Source organism: Micromonospora sp. NPDC049679 (assembly GCF_040659735.1).
Taxonomy (GTDB): Bacteria; Actinomycetota; Actinomycetes; order Mycobacteriales; family Micromonosporaceae; genus Micromonospora_I.
The window spans coordinates 112,767-132,319 of the sequence record NZ_JBFANZ010000001.1 but is presented as its reverse complement, the minus strand read 5'-3'; the positions used below and the strand labels follow the sequence as shown (position 1 = coordinate 132,319).

Below are 19,553 nucleotides of genomic sequence, written 5' to 3'. Positions count from 1 at the left end.
GGCGGGTCAGCGCAGAACGGCGGTGAGCTGCTCGATCGCCCAGTCCACCTCGTCCGCCTCGATCATCAGCGGCGGAGCGAGCCGGATGGTCGAGCCGTGCGTGTCCTTGGCGAGCACCCCGCGCTCGGCGAGCCGCTCGCAGGCCTGGCGACCGGTCATCAGCGACGGGTCGATGTCGATGCCGGCCCAGAGCCCCCGACCGCGCACCGCGACCAGACCCTGACCGAGCAGGCCGCGCAGCGCCGAGTGCAGATGGGCGCCGAGCTCGGCCGAGCGGGTCTGGAATTCGCCGGTGCGCAGCAGGCGTACGACCTCGGTGCCGACCGCGCAGGCCAGCGGGTTGCCGCCGAAGGTCGAGCCGTGCTCGCCGGGGCGGAGCACCCCGAGCACGTTCTTGTCGGCCGCGACCGCCGACACCGGCACGATGCCGCCGCCCAGCGCCTTGCCGAGGAGGTACATGTCCGGGCGGACGCCCTCGTGGTCGCAGGCGAACGTCTCGCCGGTGCGGCCCAGCCCGGACTGGATCTCGTCGGCGACGAAGAGCACGTTCTGCTGCGTGCAGAGCTCCCGCACGCCCGGCAGGTAACCGGCCGGCGGCACGACCACGCCCTGCTCGCCCTGGATCGGCTCCAGCAGCACGGCGACGGTCGTGTCGTCGATCGCCGCGGCGATCGCCGCCAGGTCGCCGTAGGGCACGATCCGGAACCCCGGCGTGTACGGCCCGAAGTCGTTGCGCGCCTCCGGGTCGGTGGAGAAGCTGACGATCGTCGTGGTGCGGCCGTGGAAGTTACCCTCGGCCACGACGATGGTGGCCTGCTCCGCCGGAACGCCCTTGACCTGGTAACCCCACTTGCGGGCCACCTTGATCGCGGTCTCCACCGCCTCGGCGCCGGTGTTCATCGGCAGCACGAGCTCCTTGCCGCAGAGCTCGGCCAGCTCGTGGCAGAAGTCGGCGAACTGGTCGTGCACGAAGGCCCGGCTGGTCAGCGTGAGCCGGTCGAGCTGCGCGTGCGCGGCCGCGATCAGGCCGGGGTGGCGGTGTCCGAAGTTGAGCGCCGAGTAGCCGGAGAGACAGTCCAGGTAGCGGCGGCCGTCCACGTCGGTCACCCAGGCGCCTTCGGCCTCCGCGACGACGACCGGGAGCGGGTGGTAGTTGTGCGCGGTCCAGCGCTCGGCGTCACGCATCGCACCCGGGGTGCGGAGGCTCTCGACAGTGGTCATTCACGTGCCTTTCGTTCGCGACGGGAGTCGGTGCGCTCGTTGCTCGCGCTCACCGGTCCCGCACCTCCAGCGTGCAGCACTTGGGGCCGCCACCGGCCTTGCGCAGTTCGGACATATCAACACCGATGGGCTCGTAACCGCGCTCCGTGAGCGCGGCGGCGAAACCGGTCGCCTGGGCCGGGAGGACCACGTGCCGCCCGTCGCTGACCGCGTTCAGCCCGAGCACCTCGGCGTCCGCCGGACGCGCGATGATCGCGTCCGGGAAGAGCCGACGCAACACGGCCTGGCTGCCGGGGGAGAAGGCCTCCGGGAGGTACGCGACGGTCTGCGGGTCGAGTACGCAGAGCGCGGTGTCCAGGTGGTAGAAGCGCGGGTCGACCAGTTGGAGCGTCACCACGGGACGACCGAAGACCTCCTGCACCTGGGCGTGCGCCGCGTGCGCCGTACGGAAGCCGGTGCCGGCGAGGAGCAGGTCGCCGGCGAGCAGGATGTCACCCTCGCCCTCGTTGACGTGCTTGGGCTGGTGCACCTCGAAACCGGCCCGCTCGAACCAGGACGCGTAGGCCGGGCCCTCGTCCGCCCGCTCAGGGTTGAGGAACTGCACGGCGAGCGCGCGGCCGTCGACGACGGTGGCGCCGTTGGCCGCGAAGACCATGTCGGGCAGCCCGGGCAGCGGCTCGATCTCGTCGACCGTGTGTCCCAGGTCGAGGTAGACCTGCCGCAGCGTCGACCACTGCCGGATGGCGAGATCGGCGTCCACCGGGGCGCTCGGGTCCATCCACGGATTGATCGCGTAATCGACCGCGAAGTGGGTCGGCCGGCACATCAGGTACCGCCGGCTGCTCAGGTTCTGCGTCATCGCATCTGCTCCAGGGATCGGGCGCGCCCGGCCACGCTGGGGCCACGGGCTGGCGCCTAACCGCAACGCTATGCGGGGCAGGCGATGAAAACTACCGGCGACGGTTGCGTCTTACCGTCGATCGTTGCGTCATTGCGGCGTGCGACCAGCGAAACGTTGCGCCAGCGTGCCGGTCGGCGAACCTGGACATGCTTCGGGGGGTGGCGAACCGCCACCCCCCGATGAAGGGCGCCCGTGGTGAACCACCACGTCAGTGGGCGCTGGAGCGCTCCATCACTGCTCCGGCGTCAGAACTACCCGTCAGAACCGGTCAACAAACTGTGAGTCAAGCCACTCCCGCACCCGGACCACGTTGTCGCCGTCCGTCGAGAGCCACGAGAGCGAGCCGGTCAGCGCCAGAATGCCGAGCACCACGGCGCCCACGCCCAGCAGCAGACCGATCAGTGCTTCGGACTTCCCGGCGACGTGCCGCCGACTCGTCGCCGAGATGCCGCCGATGGCGAGCAGCAGCGCGAGCACACCCAACGCGATGCCGTACCCGGCGAGCGTGCCGGTCAGCACGGCGAGCGCGGCGACGACGCCGACGATCAGACTGAGCGTGGCGAGCACGCTCGCGCGGGGGCGGGGACCGGCGGGAACGGGCGGCGCCTCGCGCTCCGGGACGGCGACGCGCTCCGTCCCGGTTGTCGGCGCGACCACGGCGGTCCGGTCCGTGTCCGTGCGCGCCGCGGCCAGGCTCTCGGTTTCCGCGCGGTCCGCCGCACGTTCGGCGGCGGCCCGCTCGGCCGTCGCGTGCTCGGCCGCCCGGGCGGCGTCGCCGCGCTCGGGACTGGCCGGCACGGTCGACCTCCGGCCGTCGTAGACCGTGCTGTCGTCGAGCCGGTCGCGCACGGTCACCGGACCGGTTTCGGATGGTGGTACGGGTGCGGGGGCCACACCGACGCCGTCGGCGCGGCCGTCGCCGTCGTCGTCCCGCGTCGGCGCATCCGCCGAGCGGCGCGAGAGCGAGGGGATCCTGACCACAACACACCTCCTGATCAGTGCGCGGGCTCTGCGATGCGGCCTGCGCGGGGACGATATTGGCATACCCGGATGTATGCGCGGTCACACCTGGACGGAACGCGCGGACGCGGTGGATAGGGTCGACCGGTGCCAGAGGGACACACCATTCACCGGCTCGCCGCGGAGCACCAGGCCATGTTCGGCGGGGACAAAGTGACCGCGCTGAGCCCTCAGGGACGGTTCGCGGCGGGCGCGGCCCGGCTGTCCGGCGCGACGCTGCAGGAGACCGAGGCGTACGGCAAACACCTGCTGCACCATTACGACATCGGCGAGACCCTGCATGTGCATCTGGGGCTCTACGGGGCGTTCGCCGGCGGCGAGGGGGAACCGCCCGTCCCCGTCGGGCAGGTGCGGCTCCGGCTGACCAGCGACCGGCACTGGCTCGATCTGCGCGGCCCCACCGCGTGCGAACTGTTCAACCCCACGGACGTGGACGCGCTACGCGCGCGACTGGGCGCCGATCCGCTGCGCGACGACGCCGATCCGGCCGGGTCGTACGCGAAGATCCGGCGCAGCGCGAAGAGCGTCGCGTCGCTCCTGCTCGACCAGTCGATCGTCGCCGGCGCCGGGCTTGTCTACGTCTGCGAGGTGCTCTTCCGGGCCGGGATCCCGCCGACCCGACCCGGACGGGAGATCGATCCGGCGCAGTGGGAACCACTGTGGACGGACCTCCGCGAGTTGATGCGCGAGGGCGTACGGCGCGGTCGGATCGACACGGTCCGCGACCAGCACCTGCCCGAGGTGACCGGCCGACCGCCACGGGTCGACCGGCACGGCGGCGAGGTCTACGTCTACCGGCGGGCCGGGCAGCCCTGCCTCGTCTGCTCCACCGAGGTCAGTCGCGCCGACCTCGCCGGCCGGAACTCGTACTGGTGCCCCGCCTGCCAGCCGTAACCCGTCACCACCACCGTCGCTTCGGCGGCCGCACGGTGACCGAGCCGAACGCGATCTGGCAGCGGACCTCGATGACCGGGGCGCCGGTGCCGACGGGTGCGCGCAGCTTCGACTCCTTGCTACCGAAGATCGCCGTGCCGGTCAGTCGCACCTCGACACCATCGGGAACGTAGATCGTGACCGCGCCGAAGATGGCGGTCGCGTCGATCTGCGTGACCTGGTGCTGCAACTGGGCGTCCTGCAGCTCGATGTGACAGTCGCCGAAGACGGAGCGGGCCTCCAGCCGCTCCGGCACCAGCCAGCCACCCTTGCGCGACTCGTTGCTGAAGATGGCCACCAGACGCTCGGGTTCGGCCGTGGTCGCGGGGTGCGCGACCGCGGCACGGGGCATCCCGGTGGGGAGGTCCTCGGTGAGCCGGGCGAGCTCGCCGCGGGTGACCGCCGAATGTGCCGTTCCCGCGCGCTCGGTGTACTCGTCGAGCGTCAGCCGACCCTCCACAGCCGCCTGGCCGAGCAACTCGACCACCTGCTCACGTTCCCGGTCGGAGACCCGCAGGTGGTCCTCGCCGTGCCGCTCCAGCTCCACGCGCCAGAGCATAGCGGCAGTCCCGCCGCAGGCCACGTCCCCGGCGCCGGTGCATCGGAGCCGTCCCGGCGTCCTCCCCCTGCGCGTTCCGGTCCCCCGATAGGGTTGCCGCGAACGCCGCGGCAGCGGATGCCGGGCGCCACATCGACGTGGAGGGGGACCCATGGCCCGCACCATCGCGACGAATGAGCGCGTCGACCGCGAGCGCCTGATCGAGTTCATCACGCCCCGGCACCACGCCATCCTGATGACCACCCGGGCCGACGGCCGGCCTCAGGCCTCCCCGGTCGCCTGCGGTGTCGACGCCGAGGGACGCATCGTGATCGCGACCTACCCCGAACGCGTCAAGGTCCGCAACATCCGCCGCGACCCCCGCGTCTCGGTCTGCGTCATCTCCGACGACTGGAACGGCGCCTGGGTCCAGGTCGACGGCACCGGCGAGGTGCTCGACCTGCCCGAGGCGCTGGAGCCGCTCGTCGAATACTTCCGCCGCATCTCCGGCGAGCACCCGGACTGGGACGAATACCGGCAGGCGATGCGCGACCAGGGAAAGTCGCTGATCCGCGTGACCATCGAGAGTTGGAGCCCGGTCGCCACCGGCGGCTTCCCGCCCCGGCTCGCGTGACTCGGAAGTCGAACTCGCCGTCCTTCGCGTGACCGAGATGCACCGGGGCGGTCCGTCTTTCGTATTGATGCGCCGGCCGCATCGTGATGCGCGAGGCGCATCACGGTCTCGCGCCGTCGCCCATCCAGCGGCTGCCCGGACGGCTACGCCCGGCCGCCGTGGACGGCGTCAGTGGCCTTGCGGGCGGCGACCAGCACCGGGTCCCACACCGGGGCGTACGGCGGTGCGTAGCCGAGATCCAGCGCCGTCATGTCGGCCACCGTCATGCGGTTCCAGAGCGCCACGGCCAACGTGTCGATCCGCTTCGCGGCCTCCGACCGGCCGACGATCTGTGCCCCGAGGAGGAGTCCGGTGCGCTGTTCGGCGATCAGCTTGACGGTCATCGGAGCGGCGCCCGGGAAGTAGCCGGCGCGGTTGTTCGACTCGATGGTGGCGGTGACGTAGGCGTAGCCGGCCTGTGCGGCGTCGCGTTCGCGCAGCCCGGTGCGGGCCACTTCCAGGTCGCAGACCTTGGTCACGGCAGTGCCGACGACGCCGGGGAAGGTGGCGTACCCGCCGCCGATGTTGATGCCCGCCACCCGGCCCTGCTTGTTGGCGTGGGTGCCGAGCGGGATGTGCACCGGCTGCCCGGTGACCCGGTGGACGGTCTCGACGCAGTCGCCGGCCGCCCAGATCCCGGCCGTGCCCGGATCGTCCTCGGGACCGGGGAGCCCGACGACGCGCATCCGCAGGTCGGTGCGGATCCCGCCGGTGACCCCGATCGGCAGGCCGGCCTCCGCGGCGAGGCCGGTGTTCGGGCGTACGCCCAGACCCAGGACCACGACGTCGGCCGGGAGTTCCCCGGCGTCGGTGCCGACCGCGCGGACCCGTCCGTCACGTTCGGCGATCCCCGTGACGCTCACCCCGGTGCGTACGTCGATGCCGAGGCCGCAGAGCGCGTCGCGGACCATCGCCCCCATGTCCGGGTCCACCGTCGACATGGGCTGCGGCGCCCTCTCCACCAGCGTGACGGAGAGGCCACGCCGGATCAGCGCCTCGGCCATCTCCACCCCGATGTAGCCGCCGCCGACGACCACCGCCTGCCGCGGCCGCGGCTCGCTCTCCAGCCACGCGCGCAGGGCCGTGCCGTCGTCGAGGGTCTGCACGCCGAATACGCCGGCCACGTCGTCCTGCTCCCACGGCGGGACGATGGGGACGGCGCCGGCGGCGTACATCAGGGTGTCGAAGCGTTCGCGCACCTCGCGCCCGCCGTCGTCGAGTGCCCGAGCGACCACCTCGCGCCGGTCGAGGTCGATCGCGGTCACCTCGTGCCGCACCCGGGCGTCGATCGCGTGCTTGCGGCGGAAGGTCTCCGGGTCGCGGGCGATCAGGTCGTCGGGGCTGTCGACGAGACCGGAGATCCAGTACGGGATGCCGCAGGCGGAGTAGGACGTGAAGTGGCCACGTTCGAACGCGACGATTTCCAGCTCGTCGGGTCCGCGCAGCCGGCGCGCCTGGGACCCGGCGGACATGCCCGCCGCGTCACCCCCGACGATGATCATGCGTTCGGTCATCGGCAGCTCAGCCCCGCGTCTGCGCGGCCAGGTAGTCGACCACGTCGAGCAGGTCCCCGGTCCGGGCGTGCACGGCGCGCTGCCGCGCCGCCCCCGTACCGCGCGACCGCAGTTGTCCGAGGAGCGTAGTGACCAGCGACAGGTCGCCGTGGCGGGCCAACTCGGGGGAGATCCGGTCGACGAGTCGCCGCATCAGATGCCACGCCGGGTGGGTGCCGCCGCGCAGGACGTCGACCGCCAGGCCTTCCAACCCGTCGTGCGCCGCGCGCCAGTGCGCCGCCACGAGCATGTGATGGTCGACCGGCGGCGCCGGGCGGCCGGCGTCGATGTCCGCCAGCGCGGTCCCGACCAGCCCGCGGATCAGCGCGGCGATCAGGATCGTGTCGTCCAGGCTCGGGCAGACGTCGCCGATGCGGACCTCGACAGTCGGATAGTTGGCCGAGAGGCGGGCGTACCAGTAGAGCATCCCCTGGTCGAGCAGCATCCCCGACGAGATCAGCTCCTCGACCAGCCGCTCGTAGTGGGCGTGCGACTCCAGCCAGGGGGTCGGTGCGACCGCCGGCCAGCGCTCCCACATCACCGAGCGCCAGCTGGCGTAACCGGTGTCGACGCCTTCGTAGAACGGTGAGTTGGCGGTGGCGGCGTGCAGCACGGGCAGCCACGGCCGCAGGTGGTTGAGGACCTGGACGCCGGTCTCCGGGTCGGGGATCCCGACGTGGACGTGCATCCCGTTGTTGCCCGGGCCGTCCACCAGCAGCCGGTACCGCTCGATCATGCGGTGGAAACGCGGTCTGTCCACGACCGGGGGCTCCGCCCCGGCGATCGGACCGGTGCCGACGGCGAGCAGGCGGGCGCCGGCCCGCTCGGCCGCGTCGGAGAGACCGGTGCGCAGCAGTCCCAGCGAGTGCCGCACCGCGGCGAGTTCGACGCCGGGCGGGCTGCCGATCTCGATCTGGCTGGTCTGGAACTCCTGCTGCACCTGGCCGCGCAGCTCGGCGGGAACCTCGGCGAAGACCGCGTCGACGGCCGGCACCGCCGCGCCGGTCGCCGGGTCCACGAGCAGGAACTCCTCTTCCACCCCGACGGTGAGCAGCCCCGACGCCTCGTCCGGCGCGGGTCGTTCCTGGGTCATCACGCTGCCGGTCATTGGCCTCACCGTCCGTCGGTCGCGCCGCCATCGGGCGCTATCAGCCACCTCGATACCCACAATGCCCGCCGGGGGAAACCCGCATGTCGTGGGCACCACCATTCTGCGGGCTGGCCGGAGGCGGTGGGCTGGAATGCGGGTCAGCGGCGCGGCCGCCGGGGCAGGGGCACGTCGTGACGGCCGCCGATCAGCTCCTGCACCCAGATCTTCGCCGCGATGATCGGTTGTCGGAACCGCCGCTCCCGGAACGCCGCCAACGCCCGCTTTCGCTCGTTGCGCCGCCCCGGGCGGACGTATAACCAGTGCGCCCAGGGGGAGTGCGGCCGGGCGAGCCGGATCGCGCCGACGACGAGCAGCACCGGGATGAACAGGCCCAGCAGCCCGGTCCAGATCTTCCCCTTCAACAGGGTGATCGCCGCGAGCGCGAGGTTGGCGATGGCGAACAGCGCGGCGGCCAACCAGGGCTTGACACCGTCGGTGGGGGCCTGCAGGAAGTCGTTCAGGCTGACCGGCCGCATGCCGAGCAGCAGCAGTCCGGAGAGGGCGATCGCCACGAAGACGGCGTCGATGGAGGTGCGCCCCTTCTCCGACCAGTACACGTCGCTCAGGTGCAGCAGCAGGGCGAACTCGTCGAGGACGAGCGCCGATCCGATGCCGAACAGCGCGGCCGCCGCGGCCCGCCAGGGCGTCGGACTGGCCGGCATCATCAGCCCGGCGACGCCCGCGATCAGCATGAAGACGACGCCGAAGACGACGTGGTGGATGTGCAGTCCGCCCGGCGTGACGTTCCCCGGCCACCAACGCACCCGCGCCCGGATCATCCGTACGGAGGCGCGGATGAAGCCGAAGCCGACGATCACCCCGACGAAGAAGCAGAAGAGGGGGAGCCGGCCGGTCGAGACGATCGTCCGGTGGAACCACTCCGCCACGGGCCCGATCATCCTCCTGGTCCCGACGATCCGCCCCCTCGTGCGGTAATCCGTCGTGCCGGGCGCGGCGTGTCCGGCGGGTCGCGGCGGATTCCGGGCGGCGGCACGGAAACCGCGGAGCGGGCGGCCCTCTTGACGGGTGCTCCTAGGCTGCGCGTGTGCCGGGGTTCCTGACGAGCGTGGCGGGGGTGTGGGCGTACGCCTACGCGCAGATCGCCGCCGTCCCCAGCCACCCGGCCGAGCTGCTCGCCGTGGCCGCCACTCTGCTCGCGGTCGCGGTCACCCTCCGTCTCGTCGCCCGGCTCCGGTTGCCGGCCGACGATCCGGCGCGGCAGGGCACGACGATGCGGGAGCGGGCGCGCCGGGCCGGCGTGCCGCGGCAACTCGATCCCGACGCGGCCGGGCGGCCGCGTCCCCGGGCGCCGACGGCGCCGTTCCGGGCCGTCGCCACCTAGTCCCCGCTGGGACAGCGCGCGCGGCCGGTCCGGTTCCGCCGTCGGCCGCCCTGCGCCCGCTCTCCGCGGCGCCGCCATGCGGCCGATTCCACCCGTCACCGTCCAGCCGCCCGAGGGTCCGCTGGACGTCGCCGAATCGAGCCCAGGGGTTTACCGTGCTTGCCTTCGCACCACTCGACGGCGCCGTGGGCGCCGCATACACCGCCGTTTCCGCGCTCGCCGACGCGGTCGGCCCGATCGCCGGCGGCGGCGCCACGGCCGCCGCCATCGTCGGATTCACCATCGCCGTCCGGCTGCTGATCTCGCCGCTGAGCTGGGCGCAGGTCCGCGGGGAGCGACGCCGCGCTGCGCTCGCGCCGCAGCTTCGCGAGCTGCAGCAGCGGTACGGCAGGCAGCCGGAGCGGCTGCGCGCCGAGACCGTCGCCCTCTTCCGGGCGGAAGGGGCGACGACGCTCTCGGGCTGCCTGCCCGGCCTGCTGCAGGCGCCGTTCTTCTTCGTGATGTACCGGCTCTTCACCACTGCGGCCGGAGACGCTTCGCTGCTGACCGACCGGCTCTTCGGGGTGCCGCTCGGCCACCACGTCGCCGACGGGCTGGGCGGATCGGCGGGGCCCGTTTTCGCCGTACTCTTCGCGCTGTTGGCGGTGCTGGCCTGGTGGTCGTCGCGGCGGATGCGACGGATGGCGGCCGTGCAGCCGGTGGCCGACAGTGCTGCGCCCGGTGCGGCCGCACTGGCCCGGTTGCTGCCGCTGCTGCCGTACGGCACGCTGCTCGCCGCGGCGGTGGTGCCGCTGGCGGCGGCGCTCTACCTGCTGACGACGACGGCGTGGACGGCCCTGGAGCACGCGGTGCTGCGTCGCCCCCAGGTGGTCCGCGCGGACGGTGACCCATCGATGACGGTTGACAAGCCGAGGCGCGACCACTAAAACGTGAGAGAGCGCTCTCTCAGTTGTAACGCCAGCTTTACCCGCTCGTCGCACGGGGGTGTTCCGTCCTGTGGCGCTCGGGAGCGGCAATCGCTCTCCCGACTCCGCCGTCCCCGCAGAGAGGTCCGTAATGACAGTGACCGCCCAACCCGGCGCGCCGCTCCGGCGCCGCCTCCTTGCCGCGGTGGCCATCGCCGCCGTGGTCACCACCGTGCTCGCGGTCAGCATGACCGCGCGCGCCGCCGTCCCGCCCACCCCGCCCGGCTGGAGCCTGGTGTGGAGCGACGACTTCACGGGCGCCGCCAACACCCTTCCGTCGTCCGGCAACTGGATCATCGACACCGGCACGAGCTATCCCGGTGGTCCGGCCAACTGGGGCACGGGGGAGATCCAGACCTACACCAACAGCACCAGCAACGTCAGCCACGACGGTGGCGGCAACCTGCGCATCACTCCCATCCGCACCGCGTCCGGGCAGTGGACCTCCGCCCGCATCGAGACCGTCCGCACCAACTTCAAGCCGCCCGCGGGCGGGGTGCTGGCGATCGAGGGGCGGATCCAGATGCCGAACGTCACCGGCGCCGAGGCGGCCGGCTACTGGCCCGCCTTCTGGGCGCTCGGGTCGCCGTACCGCGGCAACTACCAGAACTGGCCGGGGATCGGCGAGTTCGACGTGATGGAGAACGTCAACGGGATCAACTCGGTCTGGGGGGTTCTGCACTGCGGCGTCGCACCCGGCGGGCCGTGCAACGAGTTCAACGGCATCGGCGCGTCCCGGGCCTGCCCCGGAGCCTCCTGCCAGTCGGCTTTCCACACCTACCGTTTCGAGTGGGACACCGCCGCCAACCCCGACCAACTGCGCTGGTACGTGGACGGCCAGCAGTTCCACACCGTGACCGAGGCGCAGGTCGGTCAGCCGCACTGGAACAACATGACCAGCCACGCCGGCTACTTCCTGCTGCTCAACGTCGCCATGGGTGGCGCGTTCCCGAACGGCGTCGCCGGCGGGGCCACGCCGACCGGGAGCACCGTCTCGGGGCGGCCGATGCTGGTCGACTACGTCGCGGTCTGGAGCCGGGGTGGCGGGTCGACCACCCCGCCGACCACGCCACCGACGACGCCGCCGCCGGGTGGCGGTGTGAGCGCGTACTCGACGATCCAGGCCGAGGCGTTCCAGGCGCAGAACGGTGTCGCGGTCGAGGCGTGCAGCGAGGGCGGGCAGAACATCGCCGCGCTGCGCAACGGTGACTGGGCACGGTTCGACAACGTCGACTTCGGGTCGACGTCGCCCCGCGATCTGCTGGCGCGGGTCGCGTCCGGCGCGGCGGGCGGCGTGAGCGGTCTGGTCGAGGTGCGGCTCGGCAGCCCGACCAGCGCTCCGATCGGCAGCTTCGCGATCGCGAACACGGGCGGCTGGCAGAGTTGGCGTTCCGTGCCGGCCAACGTCTCCGCGGTGACCGGGCGACAGACCGTCTATCTGACGTTCACCAGCGGCCAGCCGAACGACTTCGTCAACGTCAATTGGTTCACCTTCCGCCGCTGACGGCGCTGTCTCGACGCGCCCTACGGGCTGATCAAGGGATCGGCCGCATGGACACCGGCCCGTGTCCCGCGGTCGATCCCTTGATCACCGGGTCGGGTTGGAAACGGGTCGGGAAATGGGTCTGGACATTAACAGTTAACAGTCCTAATAATTAGCCAACTGTCGATGTGCGGGAAATCCCGCGACCGGTTGGGGGAGGACTGCGTGAGGCGTTCCCGATTCCTTGTCGCCACCGTGGCGACCGCACTCGCGGCCGCAGCGGCGGCCGTCTGGGTGGCCGCTCCGGCCCTGGCGGCGGGCCCCACCGCGACCTTCGTGAAGACCTCCGACTGGGGGTCCGGCTGGGAAGGCAAATACACGATCACCAACGGCGGCCCGACCGCCATCACCTCGTGGAACGTCCAGTTCGACCTCCCGGCCGGGACAACCCTGGGCAGTTACTGGGACGCGCTCGTCGTCACCTCCGGTCAGCACGTGACCGCGACCAACCGCGACTACAACGGCGCCGTCGCGCCCGGGGCGTCGGTCTCCTTCGGCTTCCTCGGCAACGGCTCCGGGTCCCCGATCAACTGCCGGCTCAACGGCGCCGCGTGCGGCGGCGCGCCTACCCCGACGACGCCCGCACCGACGGCCACGCCGCCGCCGACCGCCCCGCCCACCGCGCCGCCGCCGACGGCCCCGCCCGGCACGGGCAGCCTCCCCCGGCACTTCCTCACCGGCTACTGGCACAACTTCGACAACCCCGCCGTCGAGCTGCGACTGCGCGACGTGCCCGCCGAGTACGACCTGATCGCCGTGGCCTTCGCCGACGCGGCCGGCGCCCCCGGCGCGGTCGGCTTCGGCATCGACCCCGGACTCTCCGCCGCGCTCGGCGGTTACACCAACGCCACCTTCAAAGCCGACGTGCAGACCCTGCATTCGCGTGGCAAGAAGGTGATCCTCTCCGTCGGCGGCGAGACCGGCCGGGTGGCGGTCAACGACGCGGCGTCCGCGACCAACTTCAGCAACAGCGTGCACGCGCTGATCCAGGAGTACGGCTTCGACGGCGTCGACATCGACCTGGAGAACGGGCTCAACCCGACGTTCATGGCCCAGGCGCTGCGGTCACTGCGCGGCAGGGTCGGCGCCGGACTGATCATCACCATGGCCCCGCAGACCATCGACATGCAGTCGCCCGCGGCGTCCTACTTCAAGCTGGCGCTCGACATCCGGGACATCCTCACCGTCGTGCACACGCAGTTCTACAACTCCGGCTCGATGCTCGGCTGCGACCAGTCCTTCGCCTACGCCCAGGGCACGGTCAACTTCATGACCGCGCTCGCCTGCCTTCAGCTGGAGAACGGCCTGCGACCCGACCAGGTCGCGCTCGGTCTGCCCGCCGGACCGGGCGCCGCGGGCGGCGGCGTCGTCGCCCCGACCCTGGTCAACCAGGCGCTCGACTGCCTGGCCCGGGCGTCCAACTGCGGCAGCTTCCGACCCCCGCGCACCTACCCGGACATCCGCGGCGCGATGACCTGGTCGATCAACTGGGACGTCTCCAACGGCAACTCCTTCGCCCGCACCGTCAAGCCGCACCTCGCGACCCTGCCCTGACCAAGGCCCGACCCCGGTAGGCCCGACCCCCGGTAACCCCCGTACCCCCGCCCTGGAGGTCCCATGAAACTCAGATCGATCCGGACCGCGGCGCTCGCCGCCGGACTGGCCGCCGCGCTCGTCGCCGGCTCGCTCGGATTCGCGACCGCGGCGTCCGCGGCCACCGCGACCTTCGTCCGCACCTCCAGCTGGGGGAGCGGGTACGAGGCCAAGTTCACCGTCACCAACAACACCTCCTCGCCGATCACCTCGTGGAACGTGCAGTTCGACCTGCCCGGCGGAACCTCGATGGGCACCTACTGGGACGCGCTGGTGAGCACCGCGGGCCAGCACGTCACCGCCACCAACCGGGAGTACAACGGCGCGCTCGCGGCCGGCGCGAGCACCACCTTCGGGTTCGTGGTCAGCGGCAACGGTGACCCCACCAACTGCACGGTCAACGGGGCCGCGTGCAGTGGCGGCGGAGGCGGCACGCCGGGCGCGCCGAGTGTCCCCGGCAACCTCCGCGTCACCGGCACCACCAACTCGGCCATCTCGCTGGCCTGGAACGCCTCGTCCGGCACCGTCACCGGTTACCGCGTCTACGAGGGCAGCGCGGTGCGGGCCACCGTCACCGGCACCTCCGCGACCGTCTCCGGACTCGGCGCCTGCACGGGCCACAGCTACAGCGTCGCGGCGTACAACTCGTCGGGTGAGTCGGCGAAGTCGGCGGCCGTGTCGGCGACCACCACCGGCTGCACCGGCGGGGGGAGCGGCTCCATGGCCGCGGCCCCGTACCTCTACCCGGGCTGGGGGAATCCGCCCGCGCCGTCGACGGTGATGAGCGCGACCGGCGTCAAGTGGTTCACCATCGCGTTCGTCCTCTCCGCCGGTGGCTGCACGCCGGGCTGGGACGGCGGTCCGCTCACCGGCGGCGCGCACGCCAGCACGATCAGCGCCATCCGGGCCGCGGGCGGCGACGTGATCCCGTCGATCGGCGGCTGGAGCGGCAACAAGCTCGGCCCCAACTGCTCGACCCCCCAGGCGCTGGCCAACGCCTACCAGCAGGTCATCAACACGTTCAACCTGAAGGCGATCGACGTGGACATCGAGAACACCGACGAGTTCGAGAACACGGTCGTACAGGACCGGATCCTCGGCGCGTTGAAGATCGTCAAGCAGAACAACCCGGGCATCAAGACGATCCTGACCTTCGGCACCTCGACCACCGGCCCGACCTACTACGGCACCCGGCTGATCAACCAGGCGGCCGCGATGCAGGCCAACGTCGACGTCTTCACCATCATGCCGTTCGACTTCGGCGGCGGCGCCAACATGTACCAGAGCACGGTCAACGCCTCCGAAGGGCTGAAGAACGCGCTGAAGAGCGCCTTCGGCTGGTCCGACGCGACCGCGTACGCCCACATGGGCATCTCCGGCATGAACGGCCTCTCCGACCAGCAGGAGCTGACCTCGCCGGCGACGTGGACGCAGATCCGCGACTGGGCGAAGGCGCGCTCGCTCGCCCGCTTCACCTTCTGGGCCGTCAACCGCGACCGGCCGTGCCCCGGCGGCGGCGTCGTCTCCGACTGCAGCGGCATCGCCCAGAACACCTGGGAGTTCACCTCTATCACCGCCAGGTTCTGACCCACGCCGCGGCCCCGGCCCCCGTCGATGACATCTCATCGGCGGGGGTCGGGGTTTGCCGGGGACGCCTTTCGGAGAAGTTCAGCAGCCATCGATGGGCGGCGTTCATCGGTGGGCGGCGTTCATCGGTGAGCGGCGTTCGTTCGGCGGGCGGAGCAGGGGTGACGACATGAGCGACCGGTGGTACAGCAAGGCCGTGATCTACTGCCTCGACGTCGACACGTACGTCGATTCCGACGGTGACGGCGTGGGCGACTTTCGCGGGCTGATCGGACGGCTGGACTATCTGGTCCGGCTCGGGGTCACCTGCCTCTGGCTCAATCCGATCCACCCGACGCCGGACCGCGACGACGGATACGACGTCACCGACTTCTACGCCGTCGATCCCCGCTACGGCACGCTCGGCGACTTCGCGGAGCTGCTGCACCAGGCCGGTAACCGGGGCATCCGGGTCATCATCGACCTGGTCGTGAACCACACCTCCGACCAGCACCCGTGGTTCCAGTCCGCGCGCTCGTCACCCGACTCGCCGTACCGCGACTGGTACGTCTGGTCCGCCGAGGCGCCGCCCGACCGCCACCAGGGCATGGTCTTCCCCGGCGAACAGGACGAGACCTGGAGCTACGACCGGACCGCCAAGGCCTGGTACTACCACCGTTTCTACCGCTTCCAGCCGGATCTCAACGTCGCGAACCCGCGGGTGCGCGAGGAGATCAAGAAGATCACCGCCTTCTGGCTGCAGCTCGGCGTCTCCGGGTTCCGCATCGACGCGGCGCCGTTCATCATCGAGCTGACCGAGCCGGGCAACCCGAACTCCCCCAAGGACTTCGAGTTCCTCACCGAGCTGCGCCAGCACGTGCAGTGGCGGCGGGCCGACGCGGTGCTGCTCGCCGAGGCCAACGTGGAGCCCGACGGGCTCGTCGACTACTTCAGCGACGGGGGCGGCTCCAGCAACCGGCTGCACATGCTCTTCGACTTCATGCTCAACGGCCGGCTGATGCTCGCGCTGGCCCGCCGGGATCCCGAGCCGATCATCGAGGCGCTGCGGGACACCCCGGCGCTGCCGTCCGGCGCGTCCTGGGCCACGTTCCTGCGTAACCACGATGAGATCGACCTCTCCCGCCTCACCGCGGAACAGCGCAACGAGGTGTTCGAGGAGTTCGGTCCCGACGAGGAGATGCGCCTCTACGGACGGGGAATCCGGCGGCGGCTCGCGCCGATGCTCGGCAACGACCGGCGCCGCCTCGAGCTGGCGTACTCCCTGCAGTTCACCCTGCGCGGCACCCCCGTGCTCCGGTACGGCGAGGAGATCGGCATGGGCGAGGACCTGTCGCTCCCCGGCCGTGAGGCGATCCGCACCCCCATGCAGTGGTCGTACCTGCCCAACGGTGGCTTCTCCAGCGCCGAGGTCGAGCAGCTCGTCCGACCGGTGATCGCGGACGGCGAGTTCGGTTACGAGAAGCTCAACGTCACCGCGCAGCGCCACGATCCCGGCTCGCTGCTCGGCTGGTTCGAACGGATGATCCGTACGTTGCGGGAGGCGCCCGAGGTGGGCGCGGGCTCCTGCACGTACGTGGATGTCCTCGCGCCGCCCGGCGTGCTGGTGCACCGTGCCGACGACGCCTCCGGCGCCATGCTCTTCCTGCACAATCTCGGCACCGACCGGGTGACCGTGGATCTCCAATCGCTCGCCGGCGACGCGGAGTTCCCCAACGACGTCTTCGCCGACCAGGAGTACGACCCGGTGGGGAAGCTCGACGCGTTGGAGCTCGCCGGGTACGGCTACCGGTGGATCCGGCTGCACCGCAGTCCGGCCGGTTAAGAGGGGGCGGTCACCTCCCGCACGGCTGGGTTAAGCTCCGCCCGACGCCATAAGTTACCGGGAGGTAAGCATGTCCGACGAGTCCCAGCGGGTCGCCCTTGTCACCGGCGCGGCCCGCGGCATCGGCGCGGCAACCGCGCTGCGGCTGGCCGCCGACGGCCTGGCGGTCGCCGTGGTCGACCTGGACGAGGCGGCCTGCGCATCGACCGTGGAGCAGATCGTCGCGGCCGGCGGCCGGGCGCTCGCGGTCGGCGCCGACGTCGCCGACCAGGCGCAGGTGCAGGCAGCGGTCGAGCGGATCGCCGCCGAGCTCGGCGCGCCGACCGTGCTGGTCAACAACGCCGGCGTGCTCCGCGACAACCTGCTGTTCAAGATGAGCGTGTCCGACTGGGACACCGTGATGAACGTGCACCTGCGCGGCGCGTTCCTCGTCACCCAGGCCACCCAGAAGTACATGGTCGAGCAGAAGTGGGGCCGGATCGTCAACCTCTCCAGCACCTCCGCGCTGGGCAACCGGGGCCAGGCCAACTACGCCGCGGCAAAGGCCGGGATGCAGGGCTTCACCAAGACCCTCGCCATTGAGCTGGGCCCATTCGGGATCACCGCCAACGCGGTCGCCCCGGGCTTCATCGTCACCGACATGACCGCCGCCACGGCGGCGCGGGTCGGCGTGGACTTCGAGGAGTTCCAGAAGCACGCGACGGCGCAGATCCCGGTCCGCCGGGTCGGCACCCCCGACGATGTCGCGCACACCGTCTCGTTCCTCGCCAGCGAGGGCGCCGGGTTCGTCTCCGGCCAGGTCATCTACATCGCCGGCGGCCCCCGCGACTGACCGGGTGAACCGGCCCGCCTGAGTTGTTCAGGCGGGCCGGGCGGTGCGGCGTAGCCAGTAGAGGCCGATCACCGGCAGCACCAGGGGCACGTAGCCGTACCCCCGCCCGAAGCCGGACCAGACGGTCTCGTGCGGGAACGCGTCGGGCGCGAGGACACTCGCGGCGCCGACGGCGAGCACCCCGATCAGTTCGACCGTGCAACAGATCACGGCGAGCCGCCGGCCGAACGCGCCGTCACGGGCCAGCCCGACGGTGGCGACGATGTAGACCACCGCGGCGAGCGCGGAGAGCAGGTACGCCAGCGGCGCCTCGTGGAACTTCGTCGCGATCTGCACCCCGGCGCGCGACGTGGCGGCGACGGCGAAGAGCAGATACACGACGACCAGGACGCGCCCCGGCCCGGTGTTCGTCGTGCGCTCCGGCGCCGTGCGTTGCTCAGCCACTCGACACCGTCGACCAGGTCTGCTCCAGCCGCAGGACGAGCACCGGCACCACGAGGCAGACCACCGTGACGATCACCGAGCCCCACCGGGTCGGCTCCATCCGGGCCAGCACCGCGCCGAGCGGCGGCAGACAGACGATCGTGACGAGGTACCCGACGAAGGTGGCCATGCTCGCCGGCCGCTCGCCGCCCGCGATGGCCACCCCGGCCGCCACTGTCAGCGCCACCACGATCAGGCCGAGCACCGCCAGACCGACGAGGTGTGAGCGGTCCGGCGGCCGCTTGCGGACCGCTGCCACGAGAGCCCAGGCGGCGAGGACGAGGGAGGCGACGATCGTCAGGGTCGCCAGGGGACCGTTCACCGGCTCGTCCCGCTCCATGCATCGTTCACGACCACACTGTACTAACGAGCGTAGTAGCGACCCGGTCCGGCCGGCTGACCCCGCGCCCGCGGCGCCGCGCTCCGGGTGCGGCACACTGTCGCGGGAAACCGGAGGGACGTGGTCGCAGGTGGCGTTGCAGGCAGGGGCGGGGATGCGGGTCGGGCTGTTCGGCACGGGTTACTGGGCGGCGGAGACGCAGGGCGCCGCCCTCGCCGCGCACCCGAAGGTGAAGCTCGTCGGAGTCTGGGGGCGCGATCCGGCCAAGGCGGCGACGTTGGCGCAGCGGTACGGGACGCGCGCCTACACCGACGTCGACGAGTTGATCGCCGATGTGGACGCGATCGCGGTGGCGCTCCCGCCCGACGTGCAGGCCGGCATCGCGTTGCGCGCGGCGGAGGCCGGACGGCACCTGCTGCTGGACAAGCCGCTGGCGCTGACCGTCGAGGACGCCGACCGGGTCGTGGCCGCGGTTGAGCGGACCGGGGTGGCCTCGGTCGTCTTCTTCACCAACCGGTTCTACGGCAACGTCGCCGAGTTCCTCGACCGGACCGCCGTCACCGGCGGCTGGCACGGCTCACGCGCGACCATGTTCGCGTCGATCTTCCACCCGGGCAACCCGTACGGCGCCTCGCCGTGGCGGCGCGAGAAGGGCGGCCTGTGGGACATCGGTCCGCACGCGCTCTCGATCATCCTGCCGGTGCTCGGGCCGGTCACCGAGGTCGCCGCGGTCGACGGCCCGCGCGACGCGGTGCACCTGGTGCTCCGGCACGCGGGGGGCGCCTCGACCACGATGTCGCTGACCCTGGACGCGCCGCCCGAGGCCAGATCGTTCGACTTCGCGTTCTGGGGCGACACCGGCGTCGCGGTCGTCCCGCGCGGCGACGGCACCCAGGTGGCCGCCTTCACCGCGGCGATCGACCAGTTGCTGGTCGACCTGGGCGCCGGCGTGCCGGCCAACCCGTGCGACGTGCGTTTCGGCCGTGAGGTGGTCGCCGTGCTCGCCGCGGCCGAGAGCGCCCGGGCGCAACGACGTACGGTCACGATCTGACCGGCA

The 19,553-nt window shown here is 71.7% G+C and carries 19 protein-coding genes; 10 read left to right on the top strand and 9 right to left on the bottom strand.

All coding sequences use genetic code 11. The annotated features are described in order from the left end of the window. Positions 1-6 precede the first annotated feature (6 nt). From rocD to AB0J06_RS00600, 3 genes are all read right to left on the bottom strand, one after another. Positions 7-1,221 (bottom strand): ornithine--oxo-acid transaminase, encoded by a 1,215-nt coding sequence (gene rocD / locus AB0J06_RS00610; protein WP_357423030.1) that lies wholly within the window; start codon positions 1,219-1,221, stop codon positions 7-9. Positions 1,222-1,270: 49 nt separating this feature from the next. After that, positions 1,271-2,080 carry a dimethylargininase gene (gene ddaH, locus AB0J06_RS00605; protein WP_357423029.1) on the bottom strand — a complete coding sequence of 270 codons (810 nt, stop codon included), beginning with the start codon at positions 2,078-2,080 and terminating at the stop codon, positions 1,271-1,273. 300 nt (positions 2,081-2,380) lie between these two features. Next, positions 2,381-3,103, bottom strand: coding sequence for a hypothetical protein (locus tag AB0J06_RS00600; protein ID WP_357423027.1), 723 nt, complete (start codon positions 3,101-3,103; stop codon positions 2,381-2,383). A gap of 126 nt (positions 3,104-3,229) precedes the next feature. On the opposite strand from AB0J06_RS00600, the gene AB0J06_RS00595 reads away from it, so the two are divergent. Beyond that, entirely contained in the window at positions 3,230-4,036 is an 807-nt protein-coding gene (locus AB0J06_RS00595) for a DNA-formamidopyrimidine glycosylase family protein (protein ID WP_357423025.1), read from the top strand. 4 nt (positions 4,037-4,040) lie between these two features. Here AB0J06_RS00595 and AB0J06_RS00590 read toward each other — a convergent pair whose 3' ends face one another. Next, on the bottom strand, positions 4,041-4,622 hold the full coding sequence (locus AB0J06_RS00590) for a DUF1707 domain-containing protein (RefSeq protein ID WP_357423023.1): 582 nt from the start codon (positions 4,620-4,622) through the stop codon (positions 4,041-4,043). Positions 4,623-4,785: 163 nt separating this feature from the next. Between AB0J06_RS00590 and AB0J06_RS00585 the strand changes: the two genes are divergently transcribed. Next, positions 4,786-5,247, top strand: coding sequence for a PPOX class F420-dependent oxidoreductase (locus tag AB0J06_RS00585; RefSeq protein WP_357423021.1), 462 nt, complete (start codon positions 4,786-4,788; stop codon positions 5,245-5,247). 143 nt (positions 5,248-5,390) lie between these two features. Here the strand turns inward: AB0J06_RS00585 and AB0J06_RS00580 are convergent, their stop codons facing one another. From AB0J06_RS00580 to AB0J06_RS00570, 3 genes are all read right to left on the bottom strand, one after another. Continuing rightward, the gene (locus tag AB0J06_RS00580; protein WP_357423019.1) at positions 5,391-6,800 is read right to left on the bottom strand and encodes an FAD-dependent oxidoreductase; all 1,410 of its coding nucleotides are present in this window, start codon (positions 6,798-6,800) and stop codon (positions 5,391-5,393) included. A 7-nt stretch (positions 6,801-6,807) separates the two neighbouring features. Further along, positions 6,808-7,947, bottom strand: coding sequence for a glutamate--cysteine ligase (locus AB0J06_RS00575; protein WP_357423017.1), 1,140 nt, complete (start codon positions 7,945-7,947; stop codon positions 6,808-6,810). A gap of 140 nt (positions 7,948-8,087) precedes the next feature. After that, entirely contained in the window at positions 8,088-8,876 is a 789-nt protein-coding gene (locus AB0J06_RS00570) for a hypothetical protein (RefSeq protein ID WP_357423016.1), read from the bottom strand. 158 nt (positions 8,877-9,034) lie between these two features. Between AB0J06_RS00570 and AB0J06_RS00565 the strand changes: the two genes are divergently transcribed. The 7 genes from AB0J06_RS00565 to fabG all read left to right on the top strand — a co-directional run bounded on the left by AB0J06_RS00565 (position 9,035) and on the right by fabG (position 17,673). Next, positions 9,035-9,331 (top strand): DUF6412 domain-containing protein, encoded by a 297-nt coding sequence (locus AB0J06_RS00565; RefSeq protein WP_357423014.1) that lies wholly within the window; start codon positions 9,035-9,037, stop codon positions 9,329-9,331. A 155-nt stretch (positions 9,332-9,486) separates the two neighbouring features. Further along, positions 9,487-10,257, top strand: coding sequence for a membrane protein insertase YidC (gene yidC, locus AB0J06_RS00560; RefSeq protein ID WP_357423012.1), 771 nt, complete (start codon positions 9,487-9,489; stop codon positions 10,255-10,257). Between the two features lie 130 nt (positions 10,258-10,387). Next, the gene (locus tag AB0J06_RS00555) at positions 10,388-11,800 is read left to right on the top strand and encodes a carbohydrate-binding protein (RefSeq protein ID WP_357423010.1); all 1,413 of its coding nucleotides are present in this window, start codon (positions 10,388-10,390) and stop codon (positions 11,798-11,800) included. 204 nt (positions 11,801-12,004) lie between these two features. Next, on the top strand, positions 12,005-13,393 hold the full coding sequence (locus tag AB0J06_RS00550) for a cellulose binding domain-containing protein (RefSeq protein WP_357423007.1): 1,389 nt from the start codon (positions 12,005-12,007) through the stop codon (positions 13,391-13,393). A gap of 63 nt (positions 13,394-13,456) precedes the next feature. Further along, positions 13,457-15,019, top strand: coding sequence for a cellulose binding domain-containing protein (locus tag AB0J06_RS00545; protein ID WP_357423005.1), 1,563 nt, complete (start codon positions 13,457-13,459; stop codon positions 15,017-15,019). A gap of 169 nt (positions 15,020-15,188) precedes the next feature. Further along, complete coding sequence (locus AB0J06_RS00540; protein WP_357423003.1) at positions 15,189-16,841, top strand: alpha-amylase family protein; 1,653 nt, start codon at positions 15,189-15,191, stop codon at positions 16,839-16,841. Between the two features lie 70 nt (positions 16,842-16,911). Further along, positions 16,912-17,673: a 3-oxoacyl-ACP reductase FabG gene (fabG, locus tag AB0J06_RS00535; RefSeq protein ID WP_357423001.1), complete on the top strand. Its 762-nt coding sequence runs from the start codon at positions 16,912-16,914 to the stop codon at positions 17,671-17,673. A gap of 27 nt (positions 17,674-17,700) precedes the next feature. On the opposite strand, the gene AB0J06_RS00530 is transcribed toward fabG, so the two are convergent. Then, positions 17,701-18,117, bottom strand: coding sequence for a hypothetical protein (locus AB0J06_RS00530; protein WP_357422999.1), 417 nt, complete (start codon positions 18,115-18,117; stop codon positions 17,701-17,703). Then, positions 18,110-18,496, bottom strand: coding sequence for a hypothetical protein (locus AB0J06_RS00525; protein WP_357422997.1), 387 nt, complete (start codon positions 18,494-18,496; stop codon positions 18,110-18,112). The genes AB0J06_RS00530 and AB0J06_RS00525 overlap by 8 nt, the downstream gene beginning before the upstream one ends. 154 nt (positions 18,497-18,650) lie before the next feature. Between AB0J06_RS00525 and AB0J06_RS00520 the strand changes: the two genes are divergently transcribed. After that, a complete protein-coding gene (locus AB0J06_RS00520) occupies positions 18,651-19,547 on the top strand; it encodes a Gfo/Idh/MocA family oxidoreductase (protein ID WP_357423458.1) in 897 nt (298 codons plus the stop codon). The last annotated feature ends 6 nt before the right edge of the window (positions 19,548-19,553 follow it).

Coding starts and splice junctions, on each gene's coding strand:
- AB0J06_RS00540 (WP_357423003.1), top strand. CDS start 15,189: ATGAGCGACCGGTGGTACAGCAAGGCCGTGATCTACTGCCTCGACGTC.
- AB0J06_RS00555 (WP_357423010.1), top strand. CDS start 10,388: ATGACAGTGACCGCCCAACCCGGCGCGCCGCTCCGGCGCCGCCTCCTT.
- AB0J06_RS00580 (WP_357423019.1), bottom strand. CDS start 6,800: ATGACCGAACGCATGATCATCGTCGGGGGTGACGCGGCGGGCATGTCC.
- rocD (WP_357423030.1), bottom strand. CDS start 1,221: ATGACCACTGTCGAGAGCCTCCGCACCCCGGGTGCGATGCGTGACGCC.
- AB0J06_RS00520 (WP_357423458.1), top strand. CDS start 18,651: ATGCGGGTCGGGCTGTTCGGCACGGGTTACTGGGCGGCGGAGACGCAG.
- AB0J06_RS00545 (WP_357423005.1), top strand. CDS start 13,457: ATGAAACTCAGATCGATCCGGACCGCGGCGCTCGCCGCCGGACTGGCC.
- AB0J06_RS00585 (WP_357423021.1), top strand. CDS start 4,786: ATGGCCCGCACCATCGCGACGAATGAGCGCGTCGACCGCGAGCGCCTG.
- ddaH (WP_357423029.1), bottom strand. CDS start 2,080: ATGACGCAGAACCTGAGCAGCCGGCGGTACCTGATGTGCCGGCCGACC.
- AB0J06_RS00575 (WP_357423017.1), bottom strand. CDS start 7,947: ATGACCGGCAGCGTGATGACCCAGGAACGACCCGCGCCGGACGAGGCG.
- AB0J06_RS00525 (WP_357422997.1), bottom strand. CDS start 18,496: ATGGAGCGGGACGAGCCGGTGAACGGTCCCCTGGCGACCCTGACGATC.
- fabG (WP_357423001.1), top strand. CDS start 16,912: ATGTCCGACGAGTCCCAGCGGGTCGCCCTTGTCACCGGCGCGGCCCGC.